Genomic DNA, 21073 nt, shown 5'->3' with positions numbered 1-21073 from the left:
GATTCTCGTTCGTTTTTTTATCATACTCTTTGAAAATCTCTTCAAACCACATCAGCTTTATCTGTAAACTCAAAACAGTGCTTTGAGCAACCTGCGGCTAGCTTCCTAGTTTGCTCTTTGATTTTCATTGAGTATCAATATGAATGGAAAATGGGAAGTTTCCATCTTGTAATAATCCAAGTAACATTCTTGCAATCTATTTTACTTTGTATTATAATTGATTAGTCAATTATTGATAAATCAATAGAAAAAGGGAAAGAAATGTTAGAGATTCAAGATTTACTTTATCAACTCCGCTTGTCTGAGCAAGCGAGTACGCAATTGTTTGAAAAAAGACTTGGAATTAGTTTGACACGGTATCAGATTTTATTATTTTTGCTGGAGAATTCTCCTTGTAACCAAATGGCAGTTCAGGAGCGTTTGAAAATTGATCAGGCTGCCTTGACACGACATTTCAAGATTCTGGAAAAGGAAGGTTTGGTGGAGCGTCATCGCAATCCTGAAAATCAACGGGAAGTGTTGGTAGAGGCTACGAAGTATGCGAAGGAGCAGTTAGTGGTGAATCCTCCTCTGAAGCATATCAAGGTTAAGGAAGAGATGGAAAGTATCTTAACAGAGTCTGAAAGAACAGAACTCAGCCGTTTATTAAATAAATTGGTTTTGGGTATTGAAAATATAGAAATTTAAGGAGAAATAGATGTCAATTATGACAATCATTTTAGCAACGATTGTTGCTTTGGAGCATTTTTACATTTTTTATTTGGAAAGTATTGCAACGCAATCAGATGCGACTAGTCGTGTCTTTAACATGGACAAGGAAGAACTGGCTCGTCCGTCTGTAAGTTCATTGTTTAAAAATCAAGGGATTTATAATGCTCTGCTAGGAGTCTTTCTCTTGTATGGGATTTATTTCTCACAGAATTTAGAAATTGTGACTATTTTTGTCTTGTTTGTGATTGGTGCTGCGGCTTATGGCTCTCTCACAGCAGATAAAAAAATTATTTTAAAGCAAGGCGGACCAGCTATTTTGGCCTTGATTAGTATTTTACTTTTTAAATAAAATCAAAAGGTCAATCCTAGTCTCGCTAGTCCTTTTCACTCCAGAATAAGGGAAATATGTTATACTTGTCTTTAAGAAAAGAGTTTTATTGAAATGGTTTTGAGGAGTTAGAAATGAAAGTATTAGTGACAGGCTTTGAGCCCTTTGGAGGGGAAAAGGTCAATCCAGCTTTGGAGGCCATTAAAGGTTTGCCATCTGAAATCCATGGCGCTGAGGTCAGCTGGCTAGAAGTGCCAACAGTTTTTTACAAATCTGCTCAAGTATTGGAAGAAGAGATGAACCGTTATCAACCTGACTTTGTCCTTTGTATCGGCCAAGCAGGTGGAAGGTCTAGCTTGACACCTGAACGAGTGGCCATTAATCAAGACGATGCACGCATTCCTGATAACGAAGGTAATCAGCCGATTGACCTTCCCATTCGAGTGGATGGTGCCTCGGCCTACTTTAGTAGTTTGCCGATTAAAGCGATGGTTCAAGCTATAAAAAAAGAGGGCTTACCGGCCTCTGTTTCCAATACTGCAGGGACTTTTGTCTGCAATCATTTGATGTATCAGGCCCTCTATTTGGTAGAAAAGAAATTTCCACATGTTAAGGCGGGTTTTATGCATATTCCTTATATGATGGAACAGGTGGTAAATCGACCGACCACTCCAGCTATGAGTTTGGTGGACATTATGCGAGGAATAGAAGTGGCAATCGGCGCCATTATAGAACATGGAGATCAGGACCTCAAGTTGATAGGCGGAGAAACTCATTGATAGAAAAAAGCTTGAAGGGTTACCTTCAAGCTTTTGGACGTTTTCGAGCCAATACTGCTCGGTAAAAAATTATTTTATTTATTTGAATATAGGGTAGGAGTGAGAAACTAGCAATTCCAAAGGTAATCCAATTGAGGAAGTACCAAGGAAGGAGTTGTAAGTCTAGGACAAAGCGTTGAAATTTGTAGCCTTTCATCAGGAAACGGCTGGTTTTAAGGATTTGTCCTGGTTTGGTCTGTCCCAAGTCTAGGGTGTCACAGAGGAGCAATTCTACCTGTGAATAAGCATAGTATTGTGGAATATAGAGACTGTTTCCTACAATTATCAAGAGGATACTTGCTAGAAAGTAGAGACCAAAGGTCATGAGGAAGCGCTCAGTTTCAATTGACGTGAGATCCAGATTAGGAAACTCAGGATGGATGGCAACGAATTTCTTTGCTAGAAAGCTACTGTAAAAGAGGAAGTAAATCCCAAGTAAACTAGGAATGCTCCATAAGAAGAGGTAGAAACGTTTGAGAAGAAGAGTCAAAAAGGTTTGTGAAAAGTGTTCTTCGTTAAAGAGAGTGAGACTATTTTTGACGGATAGTTCTGTATCAGGTTTCTTGATGAGTTTCAGCGTTGTATAGACTGAGCTGGTTAGAAGTATTGCCCCTATAAAGGAGACTAATAGTGGAAAGAGGTAGGCTTGGAATACATGGCCAAACACGCTTAAAAAGGATTGCTCTAAAATAGACTCGTTGATGCGCTCTAAGGGATTGAGGAAGCCAGACAAGATGACCAGCATGCTCGGTAAGAGATAGACGAGAAAGAGGCGGGGATTTTCAGCTTGAAATTGTCTAGCCTGCAGACGAATGGTTTTTAAATCAATTTTTGGGTATTTCATTCTCTCATTATACCATAGTTCGTGACAGTTCCAGCTTTTTTTGATAAAATCATACAGTATGCCCTTGGGCACAAAGTATGAACTGGGACTGTCTTTCCCAGCTTCGGAGGTAAAAAATGTCAGATTCACCAATCAAATATCGTTTGATTAAGAAAGAAAAACACACAGGAGCACGTCTAGGGGAAATTATTACCCCACACGGGACCTTCCCAACACCTATGTTTATGCCAGTTGGAACACAAGCCACTGTCAAAACTCAGTCGCCTGAAGAATTGAAGGAGATGGGGTCGGGAATTATCCTATCAAACACTTATCATCTCTGGCTCCGCCCTGGAGATGAACTCATCGCACGCGCAGGTGGTCTTCACAAGTTCATGAATTGGGATCAACCAATCTTGACAGATAGTGGTGGTTTCCAGGTTTATTCTCTAGCAGATAGCCGAAATATCACAGAAGAAGGGGTAACTTTTAAAAACCATCTCAATGGTTCTAAGATGTTCCTGTCTCCAGAAAAGGCCATCTCTATCCAAAATAATCTGGGTTCAGACATCATGATGTCCTTTGACGAATGTCCTCAGTTTTATCAACCATACGACTACGTTAAGAAATCAATCGAGCGTACCAGTCGTTGGGCTGAGCGTGGTTTGAAGGCTCACCGTCGTCCACATGACCAAGGTTTGTTTGGAATTGTGCAGGGGGCAGGATTTGAAGACCTTCGTCGCCAATCAGCGAATGACCTTGTCAGCATGGATTTCCCAGGCTACTCTATCGGTGGCTTGGCAGTGGGAGAAACCCACGAAGAAATGAATGCGGTCTTGGACTTTACAACTCAACTGCTACCTGAAAATAAACCTCGTTATCTGATGGGTGTGGGAGCGCCAGATAGCTTGATTGATGGGGTGATTCGTGGGGTGGATATGTTTGACTGTGTCTTGCCGACTCGTATCGCTCGTAATGGGACTTGTATGACCAGTCAGGGACGTTTGGTTGTCAAAAATGCTCAGTTTGCTGAGGACTTTACGCCACTAGATCCTGAATGTGATTGCTACACATGTAAGAACTATACACGCGCCTACCTTCGTCACCTGCTCAAGGCTGATGAAACCTTCGGTATCCGCTTGACTAGCTACCATAACCTTTACTTCTTACTTAACCTGATGAAGCAAGTGCGACAAGCCATCATGGATGACAATCTCTTGGAATTCCGTGAGTATTTTGTGGAAAAATATGGCTATAATAAGTCAGGCCGTAATTTCTAAAATGGAATTGATATAAGCTAAAAATCCTAAGTTTTCTCTTGGGATTTTTCTTCTTTTTTTGATAGAATAAAGTGTATAATGAAAGGGAGAATAAACTCGTATGCGCATTAAATGGTTTTCCTTGATTAGGATTACAGGTTTACTACTGGTACTCTTGTATCATTTCTTTCAGACGATCTTTCCTGGAGGATTTTTCGGGGTGGATGTCTTTTTCACATTTTCAGGATTTCTGATTACGGCTCTACTCATCGAAGAATTTTCTAAAAATCATGAGATTGATTTGATAGGATTTTTTAGGAGACGTTTTTATCGGATTGTGCCACCTGTGGTGTTGATGGTTCTAGTGACTATGCCCTTTACCTTCCTAGTCCGGCAAGACTATGTTGCTGGAATTGGGGGTCAGATTGCGGGAGTCTTAGGCTTTATGACCAACTTCTATGAACTCCTGACAGGTGGGAGTTATGAATCTCAGTTTATTCCTCATTTGTTTGTTCATAATTGGAGCTTGGCTGTTGAGGTGCACTACTATATCCTCTGGGGATTGGCAGTTTGGTTCTTATCCAAACAGGCTAAATCAAATGGTCAGTTGAAGGGGATGGTCTTTCTCTTATCTGCTGCTGCCTTCTTGATTAGTTTCTTCTCCATGTTTATTGGTAGTTTTCTAGTAACCTCTTATTCCTCTGTGTACTTCTCCAGTTTAACCCATGTCTATCCATTCTTTTTGGGAAGTGTGTTAGCAACTATCGTAGGCGTTCGTCAGACGACTTCTTTAGTTAAGCAATTGGATAAAATCTGGGATTTACGCAAGACCCTTTTGGTTTTTGCAGGAGGTTTTGGCTTCTTACTCATTTTGACCTTCTTTGTCAAATTTACCTATCTCTTTGCCTATCTTATGGGCTTCTTGCTTGCCAGCCTTGCAGCCCTTGCTATGATTTTAGCGGCGCGTGTCTTACATGAAAAGACTCCTAACATGCAGGAGCCAAAGATTATTAGCTTTTTAGCGGATACTAGCTATGCGGTTTATCTTTTCCATTGGCCTTTCTATATCATTTTTTCACAGTTGACATCAAATCTTCTTGCTGTGTTATTAACTTTGATTTTTTCTTATGGATTCGCCAGCCTATCATTTTATGTGTTGGAACCTTGGATTGCAGGAAAGGACACACCTATTATACAAACCCTTCGTCCCCTGCCTCATATTCACACAATCCTTGCTGCAAGTACAGGAATCTTGGCCTTCATTGTCTTCTTAGTGACTTTGATGGCGCCACAAGTGGGAGGGTTTGAGACAGACTTAACTGTCAATGGCTTGAAGCAAGCTGCAACAAATATTAGCCAGACCAAGTTGATGGCAGAACGAGCAGAAGCTGATAGTTTAGGAATTGCTGATGGCACTATGTTAATTGGTGATTCGGTAGCACTAAGAGCTAATACAGCTTTGCAGACAGCCCTTCCTGGAGCACAGATTAACGCGCAGGTCAGCAGAACAACCAAGACTGCTAATGAAATCATGCTAAATAATAGCCAGAATAAATTTCTACCAAAGATGGTGATTATTGCAACAGGCGTGAATAATCCTGAAAATTACAAGGAAGACTGGGATAGTATTGTGAAAAATCTTCCTAAGGGCCACCACATGGTTTTGGTGACTCCTTATGAAGGAGATAAGACAAAAGAGACCTATGCAATCGTTGAGAAGGCGGCTGCCTATATGAGAGAATTGGCAGAGAAGACTCCTTACGTCACGATAGCAGATTGGAATCAAGTTGCGAAAGAGCATCCAGAAATTTGGACTGGAACAGACCAAGTCCATTTTGGAAGTGACAACAGTAAAATTGAAGCAGGAGCAAAATTGTATGCAGATACGATTGCTACAGCCTTGCAAACAGCTCAAGACAAGCCAGTCAAATCAAAATAACTTGTATTTAAAAGAGAAGAGTTGGAGAAATCCAGCTCTTTTAAAATATCTCTAGAAAATAGGTCTATACCATTTACAAATAAAAAAGAAAGGTTTATAATGTAATTGACATAATAAATTGTAGAATCAATCTTTTAAGGAGGTTAACATTATGCCTAACTATATTAAAGCGGATCAGTTTTTCTACCCACACGGAGTGCGTCGTGGCGGTTACTTGGAACTTGTGGACGGCAAGTTTGGAAAGCATGTAGAAGATATTCCTGAAGGCGCTGACGTCATTGACTATACAGGATACAGCATTGCGCCAGGACTTGTGGATACTCACATTCATGGATTTGGTGGTGTGGATGTTATGGATAATAATATCGAAGGAACCCTTCATACCATGAGTGAAGGACTCCTCAGCATGGGGGTAACGAGCTTCTTGCCAACCACTTTGACATCATCTTATGAGCAATTGCTTGCGGTAACTGAAAATATCGGTGCTCGTTACCAAGAAGCAAGTGGAGCCAAGATTCGTGGAATCTATTTTGAAGGACCTTATTTCACAGAGAAATACAAAGGAGCTCAAAACCCTGCTTACATGAAAGACCCTCGTATGGATGAGTTTCGTGCTTGGCAAAAAGCAGCAAATGGTCTGCTAAATAAAATTGCCCTTGCGCCAGAACGTGAAGGTGTAGAAGACTTTGTTCGTACGGTTACGGGCGAAGGTGTGACGGTTGCTCTTGGGCACTCAAACGCGACTTTTGATGAAGCTAAAAAAGCAGTCGATGCTGGAGCGAGTGTTTGGGTACACGCCTACAATGGCATGCGTGGGTTAACTCACCGCGAACTGGGTATGGTTGGAGCCATGTACCAATTGCCACATACCTATGCAGAGTTGATCTGTGACGGCCATCACGTAGATCCAAAAGCCTGCGAAATTCTTATCAAACAAAAAGGAACTGAAAATATTGCCCTTATCACAGACTGTATGACAGCGGGTGGATTGGAAGACGGCGACTACATGTTGGGAGAATTCCCAGTTGTCGTTGCAAATGGAACTGCTCGTCTCAAATCTACAGGTAACTTGGCGGGTTCTATTCTCAAACTCAAAGACGGTTTGAAGAATGTGGTTGACTGGAACATTGCCTCTCCACACGAAGCAGTTATGATGGCAAGCTTCAACCCAGCTAAATCCGTTCATATTGACGATGTCTGTGGTCAAATCCGTGAAGGCTATGACGCGGACTTTATCGTACTAGATAAAGATTTAGAATTGGTAGCAACCTATCTAGATGGCGTGAAACGTTATCAAGCATAAGAGAGAAAGCAGGAGTTAAAGACTGATTTCTTTTCAGGTTTTATAAAGAATAAATTGCACCCCAAAAGTTAGATTTTTTCCGCCTAACTTTCGGGGTGTTTTCGTTATGTGTAAAACGGAACTAAATTCACTAGGTAAATTATTCATCTAACTTTTTTGGGGAGGGAGTACTGTTTGGAAGATTTTTTCATTTCCCTAGGTAAATATCCTTAAATGAGGGGTAAGGATATACATAAGAAAATTCTTTGTTGTCTTGAAGTGGCTTCCTTTTGTCTTTAGAAAACACCTCTAAGTATGGTAAAATAGTAGGAGAATAATGTGAGGAAAATGAATGTCAAATAGTTTTGAAATTTTGATGAATCAATTGGGGATGCCTGCTGAAATGAGACAGGATCCTGCTTTATCGCAGGCTGATATTGAGCGAGTTGTGGTTCATAAAATTAGTAAGGTATGGGAGTTTCATTTCGTATTTTCTAATATTTTACCGATTGAAATCTTTTTAGAATTAAAGAAAGGTTTGAGCGAGGAATTTTCTAAGACAGGGAATAAAGCTGTTTTCGAAATCAAGGTTCTATCTCAAGAATTTTCAAATCAACTCTTGCAGGCCTATTATAGAGAGGCTTTTTCTGAGGGGCCATGTGCTAGTCAAGGTTTTAAGTCGCTTTATCAAAATTTGCAAGTTCGTGCGGAGGGAAACCAACTCTTTATTGAAGGTTCCGACGCGATTGATAAGGAACACTTTAAGAAGAATCATCTTCCTAATTTAGCTAAACAACTTGAAAAGTTTGGTTTTCCAACTTTTAATTGTCAAGTCGAGAAGAATGATATCCTAACCCAGGAGCAGGAAGAAGCCTTTCATGCTGAAAATGAGCAGATTGTCCAAGCTGCCAATGAGGAAGCGCTTCGTGCTATGGAACAACTAGAACAGATGGCACCGCCTCCAACGGAAGAGAAACCAGCCTTTGATTTTCAATCTAAAAAAGCTGCAGCTAAACCCAAGCTGGACAAGGCGGAGATTACTCCTATGATCGAAGTGACGACGGAGGAAAATCGTTTGGTCTTTGAAGGGGTTGTTTTTGATGTAGAGCAAAAAGTGACCAGAACAGGGCGTGTTCTAATCAACTTTAAAATGACCGACTACACTTCAAGTTTTTCCATGCAGAAGTGGGTTAAGAATGAGGAAGAGGCTCAGAAATTTGACCTCATCAAGAAGAATTCTTGGCTCCGAGTGCGTGGAAATGTGGAGATGAATAACTTCACACGCGATTTGACGATGAACGTGCAGGATGTGCAGGAAGTTGTTCACTATGAGCGGAAGGATTTGATGCCAGAAGGTGAGCGTCGGGTTGAGTTTCACGCTCATACTAACATGTCGACCATGGATGCTCTGCCAGAGGTTGAAGAAATCGTTGCGACAGCTGCTAAATGGGGACACAAGGCGGTTGCCATCACGGACCATGGGAATGTCCAGTCCTTCCCACACGGCTATAAGGCGGCCAAGAAAGCGGGAATCCAGCTGATTTATGGTATGGAAGCTAATATCGTGGAAGACCGTGTCCCTATCGTCTATAACGAAGTGGAGATGGACTTATCGGAAGCGACCTACGTGGTCTTTGACGTGGAAACGACGGGGCTTTCAGCTATCTATAATGATTTGATTCAGGTTGCGGCCTCTAAGATGTACAAGGGGAATGTCATTGCTGAATTTGATGAATTTATCAATCCCGGGCATCCCTTGTCGGCCTTTACCACGGAGTTGACTGGAATTACAGATGATCATGTCAAAAATGCCAAGCCACTAGAACAAGTTTTGCAAGAATTCCAAGAATTCTGCAAGGATACAGTCTTAGTTGCCCATAATGCTACCTTTGACGTTGGCTTTATGAATGCCAATTATGAGCGTCATGGTCTGCCAAAGATTAGTCAGCCAGTTATTGATACACTGGAGTTTGCTAGAAACCTCTATCCTGAGTACAAACGTCACGGTTTGGGGCCTTTGACCAAACGTTTTGGTGTGGCTCTAGAACATCACCACATGGCCAACTACGATGCGGAAGCTACTGGTCGTTTGCTTTTTATCTTTATCAAAGAGGTGGCAGAAAAACATGGTGTGACCGATTTGGCTAGACTTAACATTGATTTGATTAGTCCAGATTCTTATAAAAAAGCTCGGATTAAGCATGCGACCATTTATGTCAAGAATCAGGTAGGTTTAAAAAATATCTTTAAACTGGTTTCTTTGTCCAATACTAAGTACTTTGAAGGGGTGCCACGGATTCCGAGAACGGTTTTAGATGCCCATCGGGAGGGTTTGATTTTAGGTTCAGCTTGCTCCGACGGTGAAGTTTTTGATGCAGTCGTTTCCCAAGGTGTGGATGCGGCGGTTGAGGTGGCCAAGTATTATGACTTTATTGAAATCATGCCACCAGCTATCTATGCTCCCTTGATTGCCAAGGAGCAGGTCAAGGATATGGAAGAACTCCAGACCATTATCAAGAGTTTGATAGAGGTGGGAGACCGTCTTGGTAAGCCTGTTCTGGCTACGGGGAATGTCCACTATATCGAACCAGAAGAAGAAATTTACCGTGAAATTATTGTCCGTAGTTTGGGACAGGGGGCGATGATTAACCGGACTATTGGTCATGGCGAACATGCCCAACCAGCACCACTTCCAAAGGCTCATTTTCGAACGACTAATGAGATGTTGGATGAATTTGCCTTCTTGGGAGAGGAATTAGCTCGGAAATTGGTCATTGAAAACACCAATGCCTTGGCAGAAATCTTTGAACCTGTTGAGGTTGTTAAGGGTGACTTGTACACGCCTTTCATCGACAAGGCTGAAGAAACAGTTGCTGAGTTGACCTATAAGAAAGCTTTTGAGATTTATGGAAATCCGCTACCAGATATTGTTGATTTGCGGATTGAAAAAGAATTAACTTCTATTCTGGGGAATGGATTTGCTGTGATTTATCTAGCTTCCCAGATGCTGGTGCAACGTTCCAATGAACGGGGCTACTTGGTGGGTTCTCGTGGGTCTGTTGGGTCCAGTTTCGTTGCGACCATGATTGGGATTACAGAGGTTAATCCTCTCTCGCCACACTATGTCTGTGGTCAGTGTCAGTACAGTGAGTTTATCACTGATGGTTCTTACGGTTCAGGTTTTGATATGCCCAATAAGGACTGTCCTAAATGTGGCCACAAACTCAGCAAAAACGGACAAGATATTCCTTTTGAGACCTTCCTTGGTTTTGATGGAGACAAGGTTCCTGATATTGACTTGAACTTCTCGGGAGAAGACCAGCCTAGCGCCCATTTGGATGTGCGTGATATCTTTGGTGAGGAATATGCCTTCCGTGCAGGAACGGTTGGTACGGTGGCTGCAAAGACCGCTTATGGCTTTGTCAAGGGCTATGAGCGAGATTATGGCAAGTTTTATCGTGATGCAGAAGTAGAACGCCTCGCTCAAGGTGCGGCTGGTGTCAAGCGGACGACAGGCCAACACCCGGGAGGAATTGTTGTTATTCCGAACTACATGGATGTTTACGACTTTACGCCTGTCCAGTATCCAGCGGATGACGTGACGGCTGAATGGCAGACGACTCACTTTAACTTCCATGATATCGATGAGAATGTCCTCAAACTCGATGTACTGGGACATGATGATCCGACCATGATTCGAAAACTCCAGGACTTGTCTGGGATTGATCCTAATGAAATCCCTATGGATGACGAAGGCGTGATGGCCCTCTTTTCTGGGACTGATGTGCTAGGTGTGACTCCTGAGCAAATCGGAACGCCGACAGGTATGCTGGGGATTCCAGAATTTGGAACCAACTTTGTACGTGGGATGGTAGATGAGACGCATCCGACGACTTTTGCGGAGTTGCTTCAGCTCTCAGGTCTGTCCCATGGTACCGACGTTTGGCTGGGCAATGCTCAAGATCTGATTAAGCAAGGAATAGCAGACCTATCGACTGTTATCGGTTGTCGGGACGACATCATGGTTTACCTCATGCATGCTGGTCTGGAACCTAAGATGGCCTTTACCATCATGGAACGGGTGCGTAAAGGTTTATGGCTCAAGATTTCAGAAGAGGAGAGAATTGGCTATATCGAAGCCATGAAGGCCAATAAGGTGCCAGAGTGGTATATCGAGTCCTGTGGGAAAATTAAGTACATGTTCCCGAAAGCCCATGCGGCAGCCTACGTTATGATGGCCTTGCGTGTAGCCTACTTCAAGGTTCACCATCCGATTTATTATTACTGTGCTTACTTCTCAATCCGTGCTAAGGCTTTTGATATCAAGACCATGGGTGCTGGCTTGGATGCCATCAAGCGCAGAATGGAAGAAATCTCTGAAAAACGCAAGAATAACGAAGCCTCTAATGTGGAAATCGATCTCTATACAACTCTTGAGATTGTCAATGAAATGTGGGAGCGTGGGTTCAAATTTGGCAAACTCGATCTCTACCGTAGTCAGGCGACAGAGTTCCTCATTGACGGGGACACCCTTATCCCGCCATTTGTAGCAATGGATGGTCTGGGAGAAAACGTTGCCAAGCAGTTAGTGCGAGCGCGTGAAGAGGGAGAATTCCTCTCTAAAACAGAGTTGCGCAAGCGTGGAGGGCTCTCATCAACCTTGGTTGAAAAGATGGATGAAATGGGCATTCTCGGCAATATGCCAGAGGATAACCAGTTGAGTTTGTTTGATGAATTGTTTTAAAAAATTGCTTATTTTGATCAAGTGGACAAAATATGTCCACTTGATTTGTTATAATTCTCTTAAAAATAATAGAAAAGAGAGTATAATATGGTGGATCAAGAAATTTTAAATTCTAATGTGTCAATTGAAGAGGAGATTTATAATTTTGAAAAAGGCTTGAAAGATGATGGGAGTGATTGGACCGGATTCCCACAAATAGACTTAAAAGAAGATTCTCAATGTATTTACATTCGCGGTATTTCAGAGACTGACAGATGGCATTTGATTTATTATACGTTAACTAAAATAAAACCTGCTACTCCAATAGCATCACTTGTATATTATCGAGTGAGAGATAATTTGATTTTTTCTAAACATAGTCAATGGATAAAACTGCAAATGGGGTATACAGAGTATGACTTGATTTTTCTGGAGGGAGTTCAATTTTTGGGAGAAGCTGATCAAAGGGTACAGGAATACTGGATGCAGCAATTCAAAGAGAGTAAGAAAAGAAACAAACTCTTCATTGTATATTCAGACTGCTTACCCGAAGACTTAAAAAATATGCCTGAATCCGTAGTTGAGTTCTTCGAATCTGGCATAGTGGTACAGTTGAAATCATCTAAGGGCTAGTTTATTTTGCTTTAATCGTTTTGAATATAAAGTGCTAGTTAGACTATAGAAGTGATAATAATGTACTGGAAATAGTATTGTTTGAATAATATGTAGAAGGACTGCAAATGAATGATCAAGAGAGACTGCTAACGATTTTTTTACGTTTACAGTTTGGGACTCCGTTAGGAAAAAAGCAACTGGCTCAGGAATTTGAGGTTAGTGAAAAGACGATACAGAGAGATTTTTCGCTACTCCGTGATATTTTATATAGTCACACCAGTTATAGTGGAGATTTGCTTTATAACCGTAAAACGAATAAGTATTGTTTATCTAGTAAGTCAGTTTTTAATAAAAAGGATATTCTAGTTATTTCAAAGATTTTATTGGAAAATCGAGCACTGAACAGACCAGAAATTGCTAGCTTACTAAATAATTTACTGAACTTAGTTCCCCGTGATGATCGGAAAGAAATCGAGCAGATTATTGGAAGTGAAAAGCTTAACTATGCTCCCTTAACGGATCAACAAAATAGAATAGAGAAAATTTGGAATTTATCAGAAGCTATTTTACATGAACAGGTTCTAGACATTATCTATCAAAAACCTTATTCTGAGTCTTCTAAGAGGCAGACTGTTTTGCCAGTCTCTCTTTATTATGATAGTCATTATTTCTATCTAGTTGTCTACCAGCTGAAACATGCTACTTATATTACTTTAAGAGTAGACCGCATCCGGTCATGGTCTCTTAGTGATATAGAGAAACCCTCTATTTCTTATCGAAATAAATTTAGAGATGGTGACATTCGTAACGAGAGAGTAGATGCTTTTATCGGGAAGAAAATCAGTATTGAAATCGAGTATTTGTACGATCCGACGATTGTGATGGATCAATTTCCAAATGCAAAAATAGTTGGGAAAAATGGCAACTGGACTCATTTTAAGTTTGAAAGTCAACACACACCAGGGCTTAAACGCTGGTTGCTAGGGCAAGGGGAAGCAGTTACTGTTTTGTCTCCTCGGATTTTAGTAGAGGATATGAAGCAAACAGTTCAAGAGATGATAGATAAATATAGATGAGGATAAAATGACTATTCAATTTACTTCTAAAAAGGTTGGAGAACTATTGAAAGAAGAGGGTTTGCGGATTCCTTCTTATCAAAGACCATATAAATGGAACAGAAAACATATCCGTAATCTTTTTTATGATTTACGAGATGCTATGGGGAAAAAGGAATATCAGATTGGTTCCGTTATCTTACATAAAAATGATGGATATTTAGATATTGTCGATGGAAAGCGATATTTAGATATTGTCGATGGACAGCAACGGCTAATTTCAATTTCTTTGTTTCTTCATTTATTAGATGATTTAGTGAATTATAAGGGTGCTAAGCAACTGCTGAGTGCTGCTGTATTTGGGGAGCTATCTTGCTATCATGCGAGTGAAAATTATAATGAGTGGGAAAATTTGACTCAATTGGTTGGCGAAAATCAGGCAAAAGATATTTGCAATTTTTTATTGGAAAATTGTTCTGTCTCCGTGATTACTATGTCACAGGAACGATTATCTGAAGCCTTTCAGTTATTTGATTCTCAGAATAATCGTGGAAAATCTTTAGAACCTCATGATTTGCTCAAAGCCTATCATCTTCGCAAGGAAGATTCAGAAGATGAAAAGATTGTTGAAAAGTGGGAGCAATTTGTAGAAGATAAAGATTTAAGTCTCAAAGAGTTGTTTGATAAACATCTTTTCCGTATGAGACGTTGGTCTCGAGGAGAGACAGGATTGACAAACAAGCGTTATGGATCTTATCTGCGTTTTACAGAGGATTTTATTGACGATTTTAAAGGCGTTGATTTGAATCAGAACTTTCCATATCTAGAATTGTATCGTCATATTGAAAATCTCCCCATGTCCATTACTATGCCAATCATTGATGGAAGTAAATTTTTTGAGTATATTGAATCTGCTCATGTAACTATTAAAGAGCATAAAGATTTTTTAAATGAAGAGTTAGGATTTTCTGATGAACCTGAAGGGGAAGGAAAAAATCTAGTTTACCCAAAAGGTATGTTGAACATTTACAATAGCTCAAAGGGGCGCTACCTCAAGTGTTACAATATATTCCTAAATATTTGCTCGCTTTTTGCTGAGAGATTTGGAAAAGATGAGCTATCAAAGGAGATAGTAGAAACCTTGTTTATTTGGTCTTATTACCCTCGAGTTAAGTCTAAAGCAATATATGATGCGACGGTAGGAAACTATGTTGCTGGTGGAAGGTTTAGACAAAAAGAGGCTCAAAAGCTATTTCAACTTTTATCTCATGCTGTCACTCCGAATGATTTCATGATTAAGATAGATAGAGAATTATTTGAAAATTATACTGTGGACAAGATTATAGAAGAGGAAAAAGGTAAATGGTAGAAACACATATAAGCTTATCAGTTAATCGTTTATTAAATGAAGATACCTATGCTATTCCTCTTTATCAGAGAAATTTTGCCTGGACTTATGATGAAGTTGAGCAGTTATTGAACGACGTAGCAGATGCTTTTCAAGAAAATAGAGACAATTACTATATTGGAACATTAGTCGTTAATAAAGAGAATAACATTTTCAAAATCATAGATGGTCAACAACGGACAACAGCCCTTAATTTGATTGCCTTAGCTTTGAAGCATGAGTTTGGTTTTGATAGATTGGAAGCTGTCAATCTTACCTTCCCAGCTAGGAAGAAATCAAATAAGAATATTAAAGATCTATTTGCCAAGCAAGAAATTTCAGAGGGCGATGAAAATGAGCTGACTAGAGGTTACAGATATGCTAAAGACGCATTGAAAAAAGTGCTAGAGGAGCGCCGTCTTGATCCTCAGTCTTTCGTTGATTATCTTTTTGATTATGTCATCATTTTTCGGAGTATACTTCCTGAAGATTTAGATTTGAATCTTTATTTCGAACGTTTCAATTCTCGAGGAGAACAACTAGAGGCTCATGAGATTCTTAAGGCGCAAATGATGGCTAAGTTCGGTACAGATCAAGAAATGGCGCAAAAGTTTGCAAGAATTTGGGATGCCTGTGCAGAGTTTGATAAGCCGGTAGCAAGTCAGTTTAAGATGCGGCGGAAGAGAGCAGATGACTTTCAAGAACGGGAACGTATTTTTGGATGGCATTTTACAAATTATTCATTTCATAATATTTATAATGATATTGATTTTCATCAAAATGTAAGAAGAAAGTTATCAGATATATTAGGAAAAAAGATAAATGAAAAAAATATAGAAGTAGAAAAAGATTTTGGCGATTATACTACAATCATTGATTTTCCAACATTCTTACTCCATGTATTGGCAATTGCGGAAGGTAAGAAAACTGATGAAATTCAACTAGATGATAAGAAACTCTTAGCACTATTTGATATAAAAAATAAAGATAAAACTTGGGTTATTGAATTTAGTGAATTTCTTCTTAGAATAAAACATATTTTCGATAATTACATCGTTAGAAATTCGAATACGGATTCTTCAAGTAGAAATAAGGATGAATGGTTTTTACAGAAGGGGACTTATTATGAATATCAACCAAATGGAAAATCTAAAGAGCATTATATAGTCGAAGAACGTTTTACTAATAATACGTTTTCGGATTCGGAAATTAACCAAAACATCATTCTTCTCCAATCCATGTTTGCTGTGACCTTTACTGCTAATCGTGATAGTCGTTGGTTATATGAAATCTTGCAATTCCTGTTTAACCATATTGAAGAGTTAAATCAAACAGAATTTGCTAGTCTCTTTAAGGATTTTCTTGAAAAAATGGCAGTGAGATATGCAAAAGAAAGATTGTTCACCGAAGATAAAAGTATTAAAAAATATGGGGAAATTCCTGTTTATGCTTTTAACTTTGTAGATTATGTTTTATGGAAAAATCGTACCGCATTAGAGAAAGAGTACAAGGATATTAATTTTGATCATTTCAAATTTGCATATCGTCGCTCCATAGAGCATTGGTATCCTCAGAATCCAAATGGACATGATGGAGAGAGCCAATTACCTGCTGAGTTTTTACATTCCTTTGGCAACCTTTGTATTATTACCGATAGGCAGAACTCCAGGTTTGGCAATTCCTATCCAGAGGCTAAATTAGAACAATGGCAAAGAGAAGGGATATTCCATCGTCAGAGTTTAAAATTACAGATGATGGCAAAGATAACTTCTAAAAAAAATAGATGGGATATTGGTGAGATTCAATCTATGGAAAAAGAAGTGGAAAGATATGTACAAAATTTTTGTAATAGGTAATAGCTAATTAAAACAAGCTTCAGTAAGCTTGTTTTTTAAAATACCAATATATGTGATATACTAGTAAGGGAAGGATTTTGTAAAAGACAAACTAGCTCAAAAAGTTTTTGACTATCAGCTATAGCTGGCAGATGAAACAATTCTTCTGTCAACAGCACTCTTGTCAGGTGCTATTGCTTTAGCAGGATTATTTTCTGCTTTGAAAGAAAAATAAAAATAGAAAAGAGAAAACAGAATGGTTTTACCAAATTTTAAAGAAAATTTAGAAAAATATGCGAAATTGTTGGTTGCAAATGGAATCAATGTGCGACCTGGTCATACTTTGGCTCTCTCAATCGATGTAGAGCAACGCGAGTTGGCGCATCTGATCGTGAAAGAAGCTTATGCCTTGGGTGCGCATGAGGTTATTGTTCAGTGGACAGATGATGTGATTAACCGTGAGAAATTTCTCCATGCGCCGATGGAGCGTCTGGACAATGTACCAGAATACAAGATTGCTGAGATGAACTATCTCTTGGAGAACAAGGCTAGTCGTCTTGGTGTCCGTTCTTCTGACCCAGGTGCTTTGAACGGAGTCGATGCTGACAAGCTTTCAGCTTCTGCCAAAGCTATGGGACTTGCTATGAAGCCAATGCGTATCGCAACTCAGTCTAACAAGGTTAGCTGGACAGTGGCTGCCGCTGCTGGACTAGAGTGGGCTAAGAAGGTCTTCCCAAATGCTGCGAGCGACGAAGAAGCAGTTGATCTCCTTTGGGACCAAATCTTCAAAACTTGCCGTGTCTACGAAGAAGATCCCGTTAAGGCTTGGGAAGAACATGCAGCTATCTTAAAGAGCAAGGCCGATATGCTTAATAAAGAGCAATTTTCAGCACTTCACTACACAGCGCCAGGGACAGATTTGACACTTGGTTTGCCAAAGAACCACGTTTGGGAATCAGCTGGTGCTATCAATGCACAGGGCGAAGGATTCTTGCCAAATATGCCGACAGAGGAAGTCTTCACAGCACCTGATTTTCGTCGTGCAGATGGTTATGTCACTTCTACAAAACCACTTAGCTATAACGGCAATATCATTGAAGGTATTAAGGTGACCTTTAAGGATGGACAAATTGTGGATATCACTGCAGAAAAAGGCGATCAAGTCATGAAAGACCTAGTATTTGAAAATGCAGGTGCGCGTGCCTTGGGTGAATGTGCCTTGGTGCCAGATCCAAGCCCAATTTCTCAGTCAGGCATTACCTTCTTCAACACCCTTTTCGATGAGAATGCATCAAACCATTTGGCTATTGGTGCAGCCTATGCGACTAGCGTCGTTGGTGGAGCAGATATGAGCGAAGAAGAGCTTGAAGCTGAGGGGCTTAACCGTTCAGATGTTCACGTAGACTTTATGATTGGTTCTAACCAAATGGATATCGATGGTATCCGTGAGGATGGGACACGTGTACCACTCTTCCGTAACGGAGATTGGGCAAATTAAGGAGATAATATGTTAGGAAGTATGTTCGTTGGTCTCCTAGTGGGATTCTTGGCAGGTGCTTTGACCAATCGTGGAGAACGAATGGGATGTTTTGGAAAAATGTTTCTCGGATGGATTGGTGCCTTTATAGGCCACTTGCTTTTTGGGACTTGGGGACCGATAATAGCAGGAACCGCCATTATTCCGGCAGTACTAGGTTCCATGATTGTCTTAGCGATTTTCTGGAGACGAGGAAGTTAATTTCTTAAATCTGATACTCAATGAAAATCAAAGAGCAAATTAGAAAACTAGCCGCAGATTGCTCAAAGCACTGTTTTGAGGTTGTAGATAGAACTGACGAAGTCAGCTCAAAACACTGTTTTGAGGTTGCAGATAGAACTGACGAAGTCAGTAACATATATACGGCAAGGCGACGTTGACGCGGTTTGAAGAGATTTTTGAAGAGTATGAAACGAAAAGGAGGTTGGTCATTGTACCAGCCTCCTTTTGAGTGTGATATAATAGTTCTATGAGATTAGATAAATTTTTAGTTGCCTGCGCTGTAGGAAGTCGGACAGAGGTCAAAAACTTGCTCAAGGCTGGGCGCGTGACGGTAAATGGAAAAAAAGAGAAATCAGCTAAATTGCAGATTGATGAAGAAAGAGATGAGATTCGCTTTGATGGGCAAGTGCTGGAGTATGCAGAGTTTGTCTACTACATGATGAACAAGCCCAAAGGAGTTATCTCAGCGACTGAGGATCCCAAGCACAGAACCGTTCTGGACTTGTTGGATGACTTGTGTCGGAGCAAGGAAGTGTTCCCAGTCGGGCGCTTGGATATTGACACGCATGGTCTTTTGCTCTTGACCAATGATGGCCAGCTTGCCCATGCTCTTCTTTCGCCCAAGCGTCATGTGGACAAGACTTATCAGGCACAAGTCAAGGGAATTATGACCCAAGGAGATGTGGAGACATTTGCCAAGGGTATTCCTCTCAAAGACTTTACTTGTCAGCCTGCTAGACTGGAGCTTGTGTCTGTAGATACAAAAAAGAATCAAAGCCAAATCCGTGTGACCATTGCAGAAGGGAAGTTCCATCAGGTCAAGCGTATGGTGGGCTACTGTGGCAAGGAAGTAGTAGACTTGCAACGTTTGACTATGGGAACTTTAGTTTTAGATGAGAACTTGCAGCGAGGAGAATGGCGTCGCTTGACCAAGAAAGAATTAGAGGTTCTCCTTGCAAGTATTGCTTAGTTTGGTTTATATTCGAAAAAGGTGAGGGAGAATGTCCTTGCCTTTTATGTTTTTCAGTTGCTTCCTTTGTGAAAAGAGTTATAATAGACTGTAGAATAAAAGGAGGAATCTATGAACGCAATTCAAGAATCATTTACTGATAAACTATTTGCCAATTATGAAGCAAACGTAAAATACCAAGCGATTGAAAATGCTGCCAGCCACAACGGAATTTTTGCAGCCCTTGAGCGTCGCCAAAGCCATGTGGACAATACACCTGTTTTCTCATTGGATTTGACCAAGGACAAGGTCACTAACCAGAAGGCTTCTGGTCGTTGCTGGATGTTCGCAGCTCTCAATACCTTCCGCCACAAACTCATCTCGCAATACAAATTGGAAAATTTTGAGTTATCACAGGCCCACACATTCTTCTGGGACAAGTATGAAAAATCTAACTGGTTCTTGGAGCAAGTCATTGCGACTGCAGACCAAGATTTGACGAGCCGTAAGGTTAAATTCCTACTTCAAACTCCACAACAAGATGGTGGTCAATGGGATATGGTTGTTTCTCTCTTTGAAAAATACGGTGTCGTGCCTAAGTCAGTTTACCCTGAGTCTGTTTCATCTAGTAGCAGCCGTGAGCTAAATGCAATCCTTAACAAATTGCTTCGCCAAGATGCTCAAATCTTGCGTGACTTGCTTGCTTCAGGCGCAGATCAAGCGACTGTTCAAGCTAAGAAAGAAGACCTCTTACAAGAAATCTTTAATTTTCTTGCTATGTCTTTAGGACTTCCACCACGTAAATTTGACTTTGCTTATCGTGATAAAGATAACAACTACCAAAGCGAAAAAGGTATCACACCACAGGAATTTTACAAGAAATATGTCAATCTTCCTCTAGAAGATTACGTTTCTGTTATCAATGCTCCAACTGCTGACAAGCCTTACGGCCAATCTTACACAGTTGAGATGTTGGGAAATGTGGTTGGTAGCCGTGCAGTTCGCTACATCAACGTGCCGATGGAGCGCTTAAAAGAATTGGCGATTGCTCAAATGCAAGCAGGTGAGACTGTTTGGTTTGGTTCAGATGTCGGTCAGCTCAGCAACCGCAAAGCTGGAATCCTTGCGACAGATGTTTATGACTTCGAATCAAGCATGGACATTCAATTCACTCAAGACAAGGCTGGACGTTTGGACTACAGCGAAAGCTTGATGACCCACGCCATGGTCTTGACAGGTGTTGATTTGGATGAAAATGGCAAAACAATCAAGTGGAAAGTTGAAAACTCATGGGGAGACAAGGTCGGTACAGATGGTTACTTTGTTGCTTCAGATGCTTGGATGGACGAGTACACTTACCAAATTGTTGTTCGTAAGGAATTACTAACAGCAGAAGAACAAGCTGCCTGTGAAGCAGAACCAATCGTCCTTGCACCATGGGATCCAATGGGTGCCTTGGCTGAATAAATGAGATATAAAAAGAACGGTTCTATAATTTTTAGGGTTGATGGAAATTTTCCACCAACCCTATTTTAGTGTATACAAAAAGGCCAACATCCATTATATTAAAAGCGCTGAAACCTAAAACAA

16 protein-coding genes are annotated in these 21073 nt (G+C 40.4%); 15 read left to right on the top strand and 1 reads right to left on the bottom strand.

The genetic code is table 11. The annotated features are described in order from the left end of the window. The first annotated feature begins 261 nt into the window (after nucleotides 1–261). From D7D54_RS05745 to pcp, 3 genes are all read left to right on the top strand, one after another. On the top strand, nucleotides 262–687 hold the full coding sequence (locus D7D54_RS05745; protein WP_020902441.1) for a MarR family winged helix-turn-helix transcriptional regulator: 426 nt from the start codon (nucleotides 262–264) through the stop codon (nucleotides 685–687). Between the two features lie 10 nt (nucleotides 688–697). Beyond that, complete coding sequence (locus D7D54_RS05740; RefSeq protein WP_120719009.1) at nucleotides 698–1060, top strand: DUF1304 domain-containing protein; 363 nt, start codon at nucleotides 698–700, stop codon at nucleotides 1058–1060. 113 nt (nucleotides 1061–1173) lie between these two features. Continuing rightward, complete coding sequence (gene pcp, locus D7D54_RS05735) at nucleotides 1174–1818, top strand: pyroglutamyl-peptidase I (RefSeq protein WP_120719008.1); 645 nt, start codon at nucleotides 1174–1176, stop codon at nucleotides 1816–1818. A 25-nt stretch (nucleotides 1819–1843) separates the two neighbouring features. Here pcp and D7D54_RS05730 read toward each other — a convergent pair whose 3' ends face one another. Next, nucleotides 1844–2701 (bottom strand): DUF975 family protein, encoded by an 858-nt coding sequence (locus D7D54_RS05730; protein ID WP_020902440.1) that lies wholly within the window; start codon nucleotides 2699–2701, stop codon nucleotides 1844–1846. A gap of 116 nt (nucleotides 2702–2817) precedes the next feature. Between D7D54_RS05730 and tgt the strand changes: the two genes are divergently transcribed. The 12 genes from tgt to pepC all read left to right on the top strand — a co-directional run bounded on the left by tgt (nucleotide 2818) and on the right by pepC (nucleotide 20950). Beyond that, entirely contained in the window at nucleotides 2818–3960 is a 1143-nt protein-coding gene (tgt, locus tag D7D54_RS05725) for a tRNA guanosine(34) transglycosylase Tgt (protein ID WP_001285245.1), read from the top strand. A 100-nt stretch (nucleotides 3961–4060) separates the two neighbouring features. Next, nucleotides 4061–5878, top strand: a complete 1818-nt coding sequence (locus tag D7D54_RS05720; protein WP_120719007.1) for an acyltransferase family protein — start codon at nucleotides 4061–4063, stop codon at nucleotides 5876–5878. 151 nt (nucleotides 5879–6029) lie between these two features. Then, nucleotides 6030–7181 carry an N-acetylglucosamine-6-phosphate deacetylase gene (nagA, locus tag D7D54_RS05715; protein ID WP_120719006.1) on the top strand — a complete coding sequence of 384 codons (1152 nt, stop codon included), beginning with the start codon at nucleotides 6030–6032 and terminating at the stop codon, nucleotides 7179–7181. Between the two features lie 331 nt (nucleotides 7182–7512). Next, entirely contained in the window at nucleotides 7513–11904 is a 4392-nt protein-coding gene (locus D7D54_RS05710; protein WP_120719005.1) for a PolC-type DNA polymerase III, read from the top strand. Between the two features lie 87 nt (nucleotides 11905–11991). Further along, entirely contained in the window at nucleotides 11992–12516 is a 525-nt protein-coding gene (locus D7D54_RS05705; RefSeq protein ID WP_020902437.1) for a DnaA ATPase domain-containing protein, read from the top strand. Nucleotides 12517–12623: 107 nt separating this feature from the next. Beyond that, nucleotides 12624–13574 carry a helix-turn-helix transcriptional regulator gene (locus tag D7D54_RS05700; RefSeq protein WP_020902436.1) on the top strand — a complete coding sequence of 317 codons (951 nt, stop codon included), beginning with the start codon at nucleotides 12624–12626 and terminating at the stop codon, nucleotides 13572–13574. Between the two features lie 7 nt (nucleotides 13575–13581). Beyond that, on the top strand, nucleotides 13582–14922 hold the full coding sequence (locus D7D54_RS05695) for a DUF262 domain-containing protein (RefSeq protein WP_120719004.1): 1341 nt from the start codon (nucleotides 13582–13584) through the stop codon (nucleotides 14920–14922). Then, nucleotides 14916–16796: a DUF262 domain-containing protein gene (locus tag D7D54_RS05690; protein WP_120719003.1), complete on the top strand. Its 1881-nt coding sequence runs from the start codon at nucleotides 14916–14918 to the stop codon at nucleotides 16794–16796. Before D7D54_RS05695 ends, D7D54_RS05690 begins: the two co-directional genes overlap by 7 nt. Nucleotides 16797–17031: 235 nt before the next feature. After that, on the top strand, nucleotides 17032–18273 hold the full coding sequence (locus tag D7D54_RS05680; RefSeq protein ID WP_120719002.1) for an aminopeptidase: 1242 nt from the start codon (nucleotides 17032–17034) through the stop codon (nucleotides 18271–18273). A 9-nt stretch (nucleotides 18274–18282) separates the two neighbouring features. Further along, nucleotides 18283–18513, top strand: coding sequence for a GlsB/YeaQ/YmgE family stress response membrane protein (locus D7D54_RS05675; RefSeq protein WP_049487295.1), 231 nt, complete (start codon nucleotides 18283–18285; stop codon nucleotides 18511–18513). Nucleotides 18514–18781: 268 nt separating this feature from the next. Further along, nucleotides 18782–19504, top strand: a complete 723-nt coding sequence (locus D7D54_RS05665) for a pseudouridine synthase (RefSeq protein ID WP_120719001.1) — start codon at nucleotides 18782–18784, stop codon at nucleotides 19502–19504. Nucleotides 19505–19615: 111 nt separating this feature from the next. After that, entirely contained in the window at nucleotides 19616–20950 is a 1335-nt protein-coding gene (gene pepC, locus D7D54_RS05655; protein WP_120719000.1) for an aminopeptidase C, read from the top strand. Nucleotides 20951–21073: the final 123 nt, after the last annotated feature.

The organism is Streptococcus chosunensis, assembly GCF_003626515.1.
GTDB classification, from domain to species: Bacteria; Bacillota; Bacilli; order Lactobacillales; family Streptococcaceae; genus Streptococcus; species Streptococcus chosunensis.
This window is presented reverse-complemented; position numbering and strand designations above follow the sequence as displayed.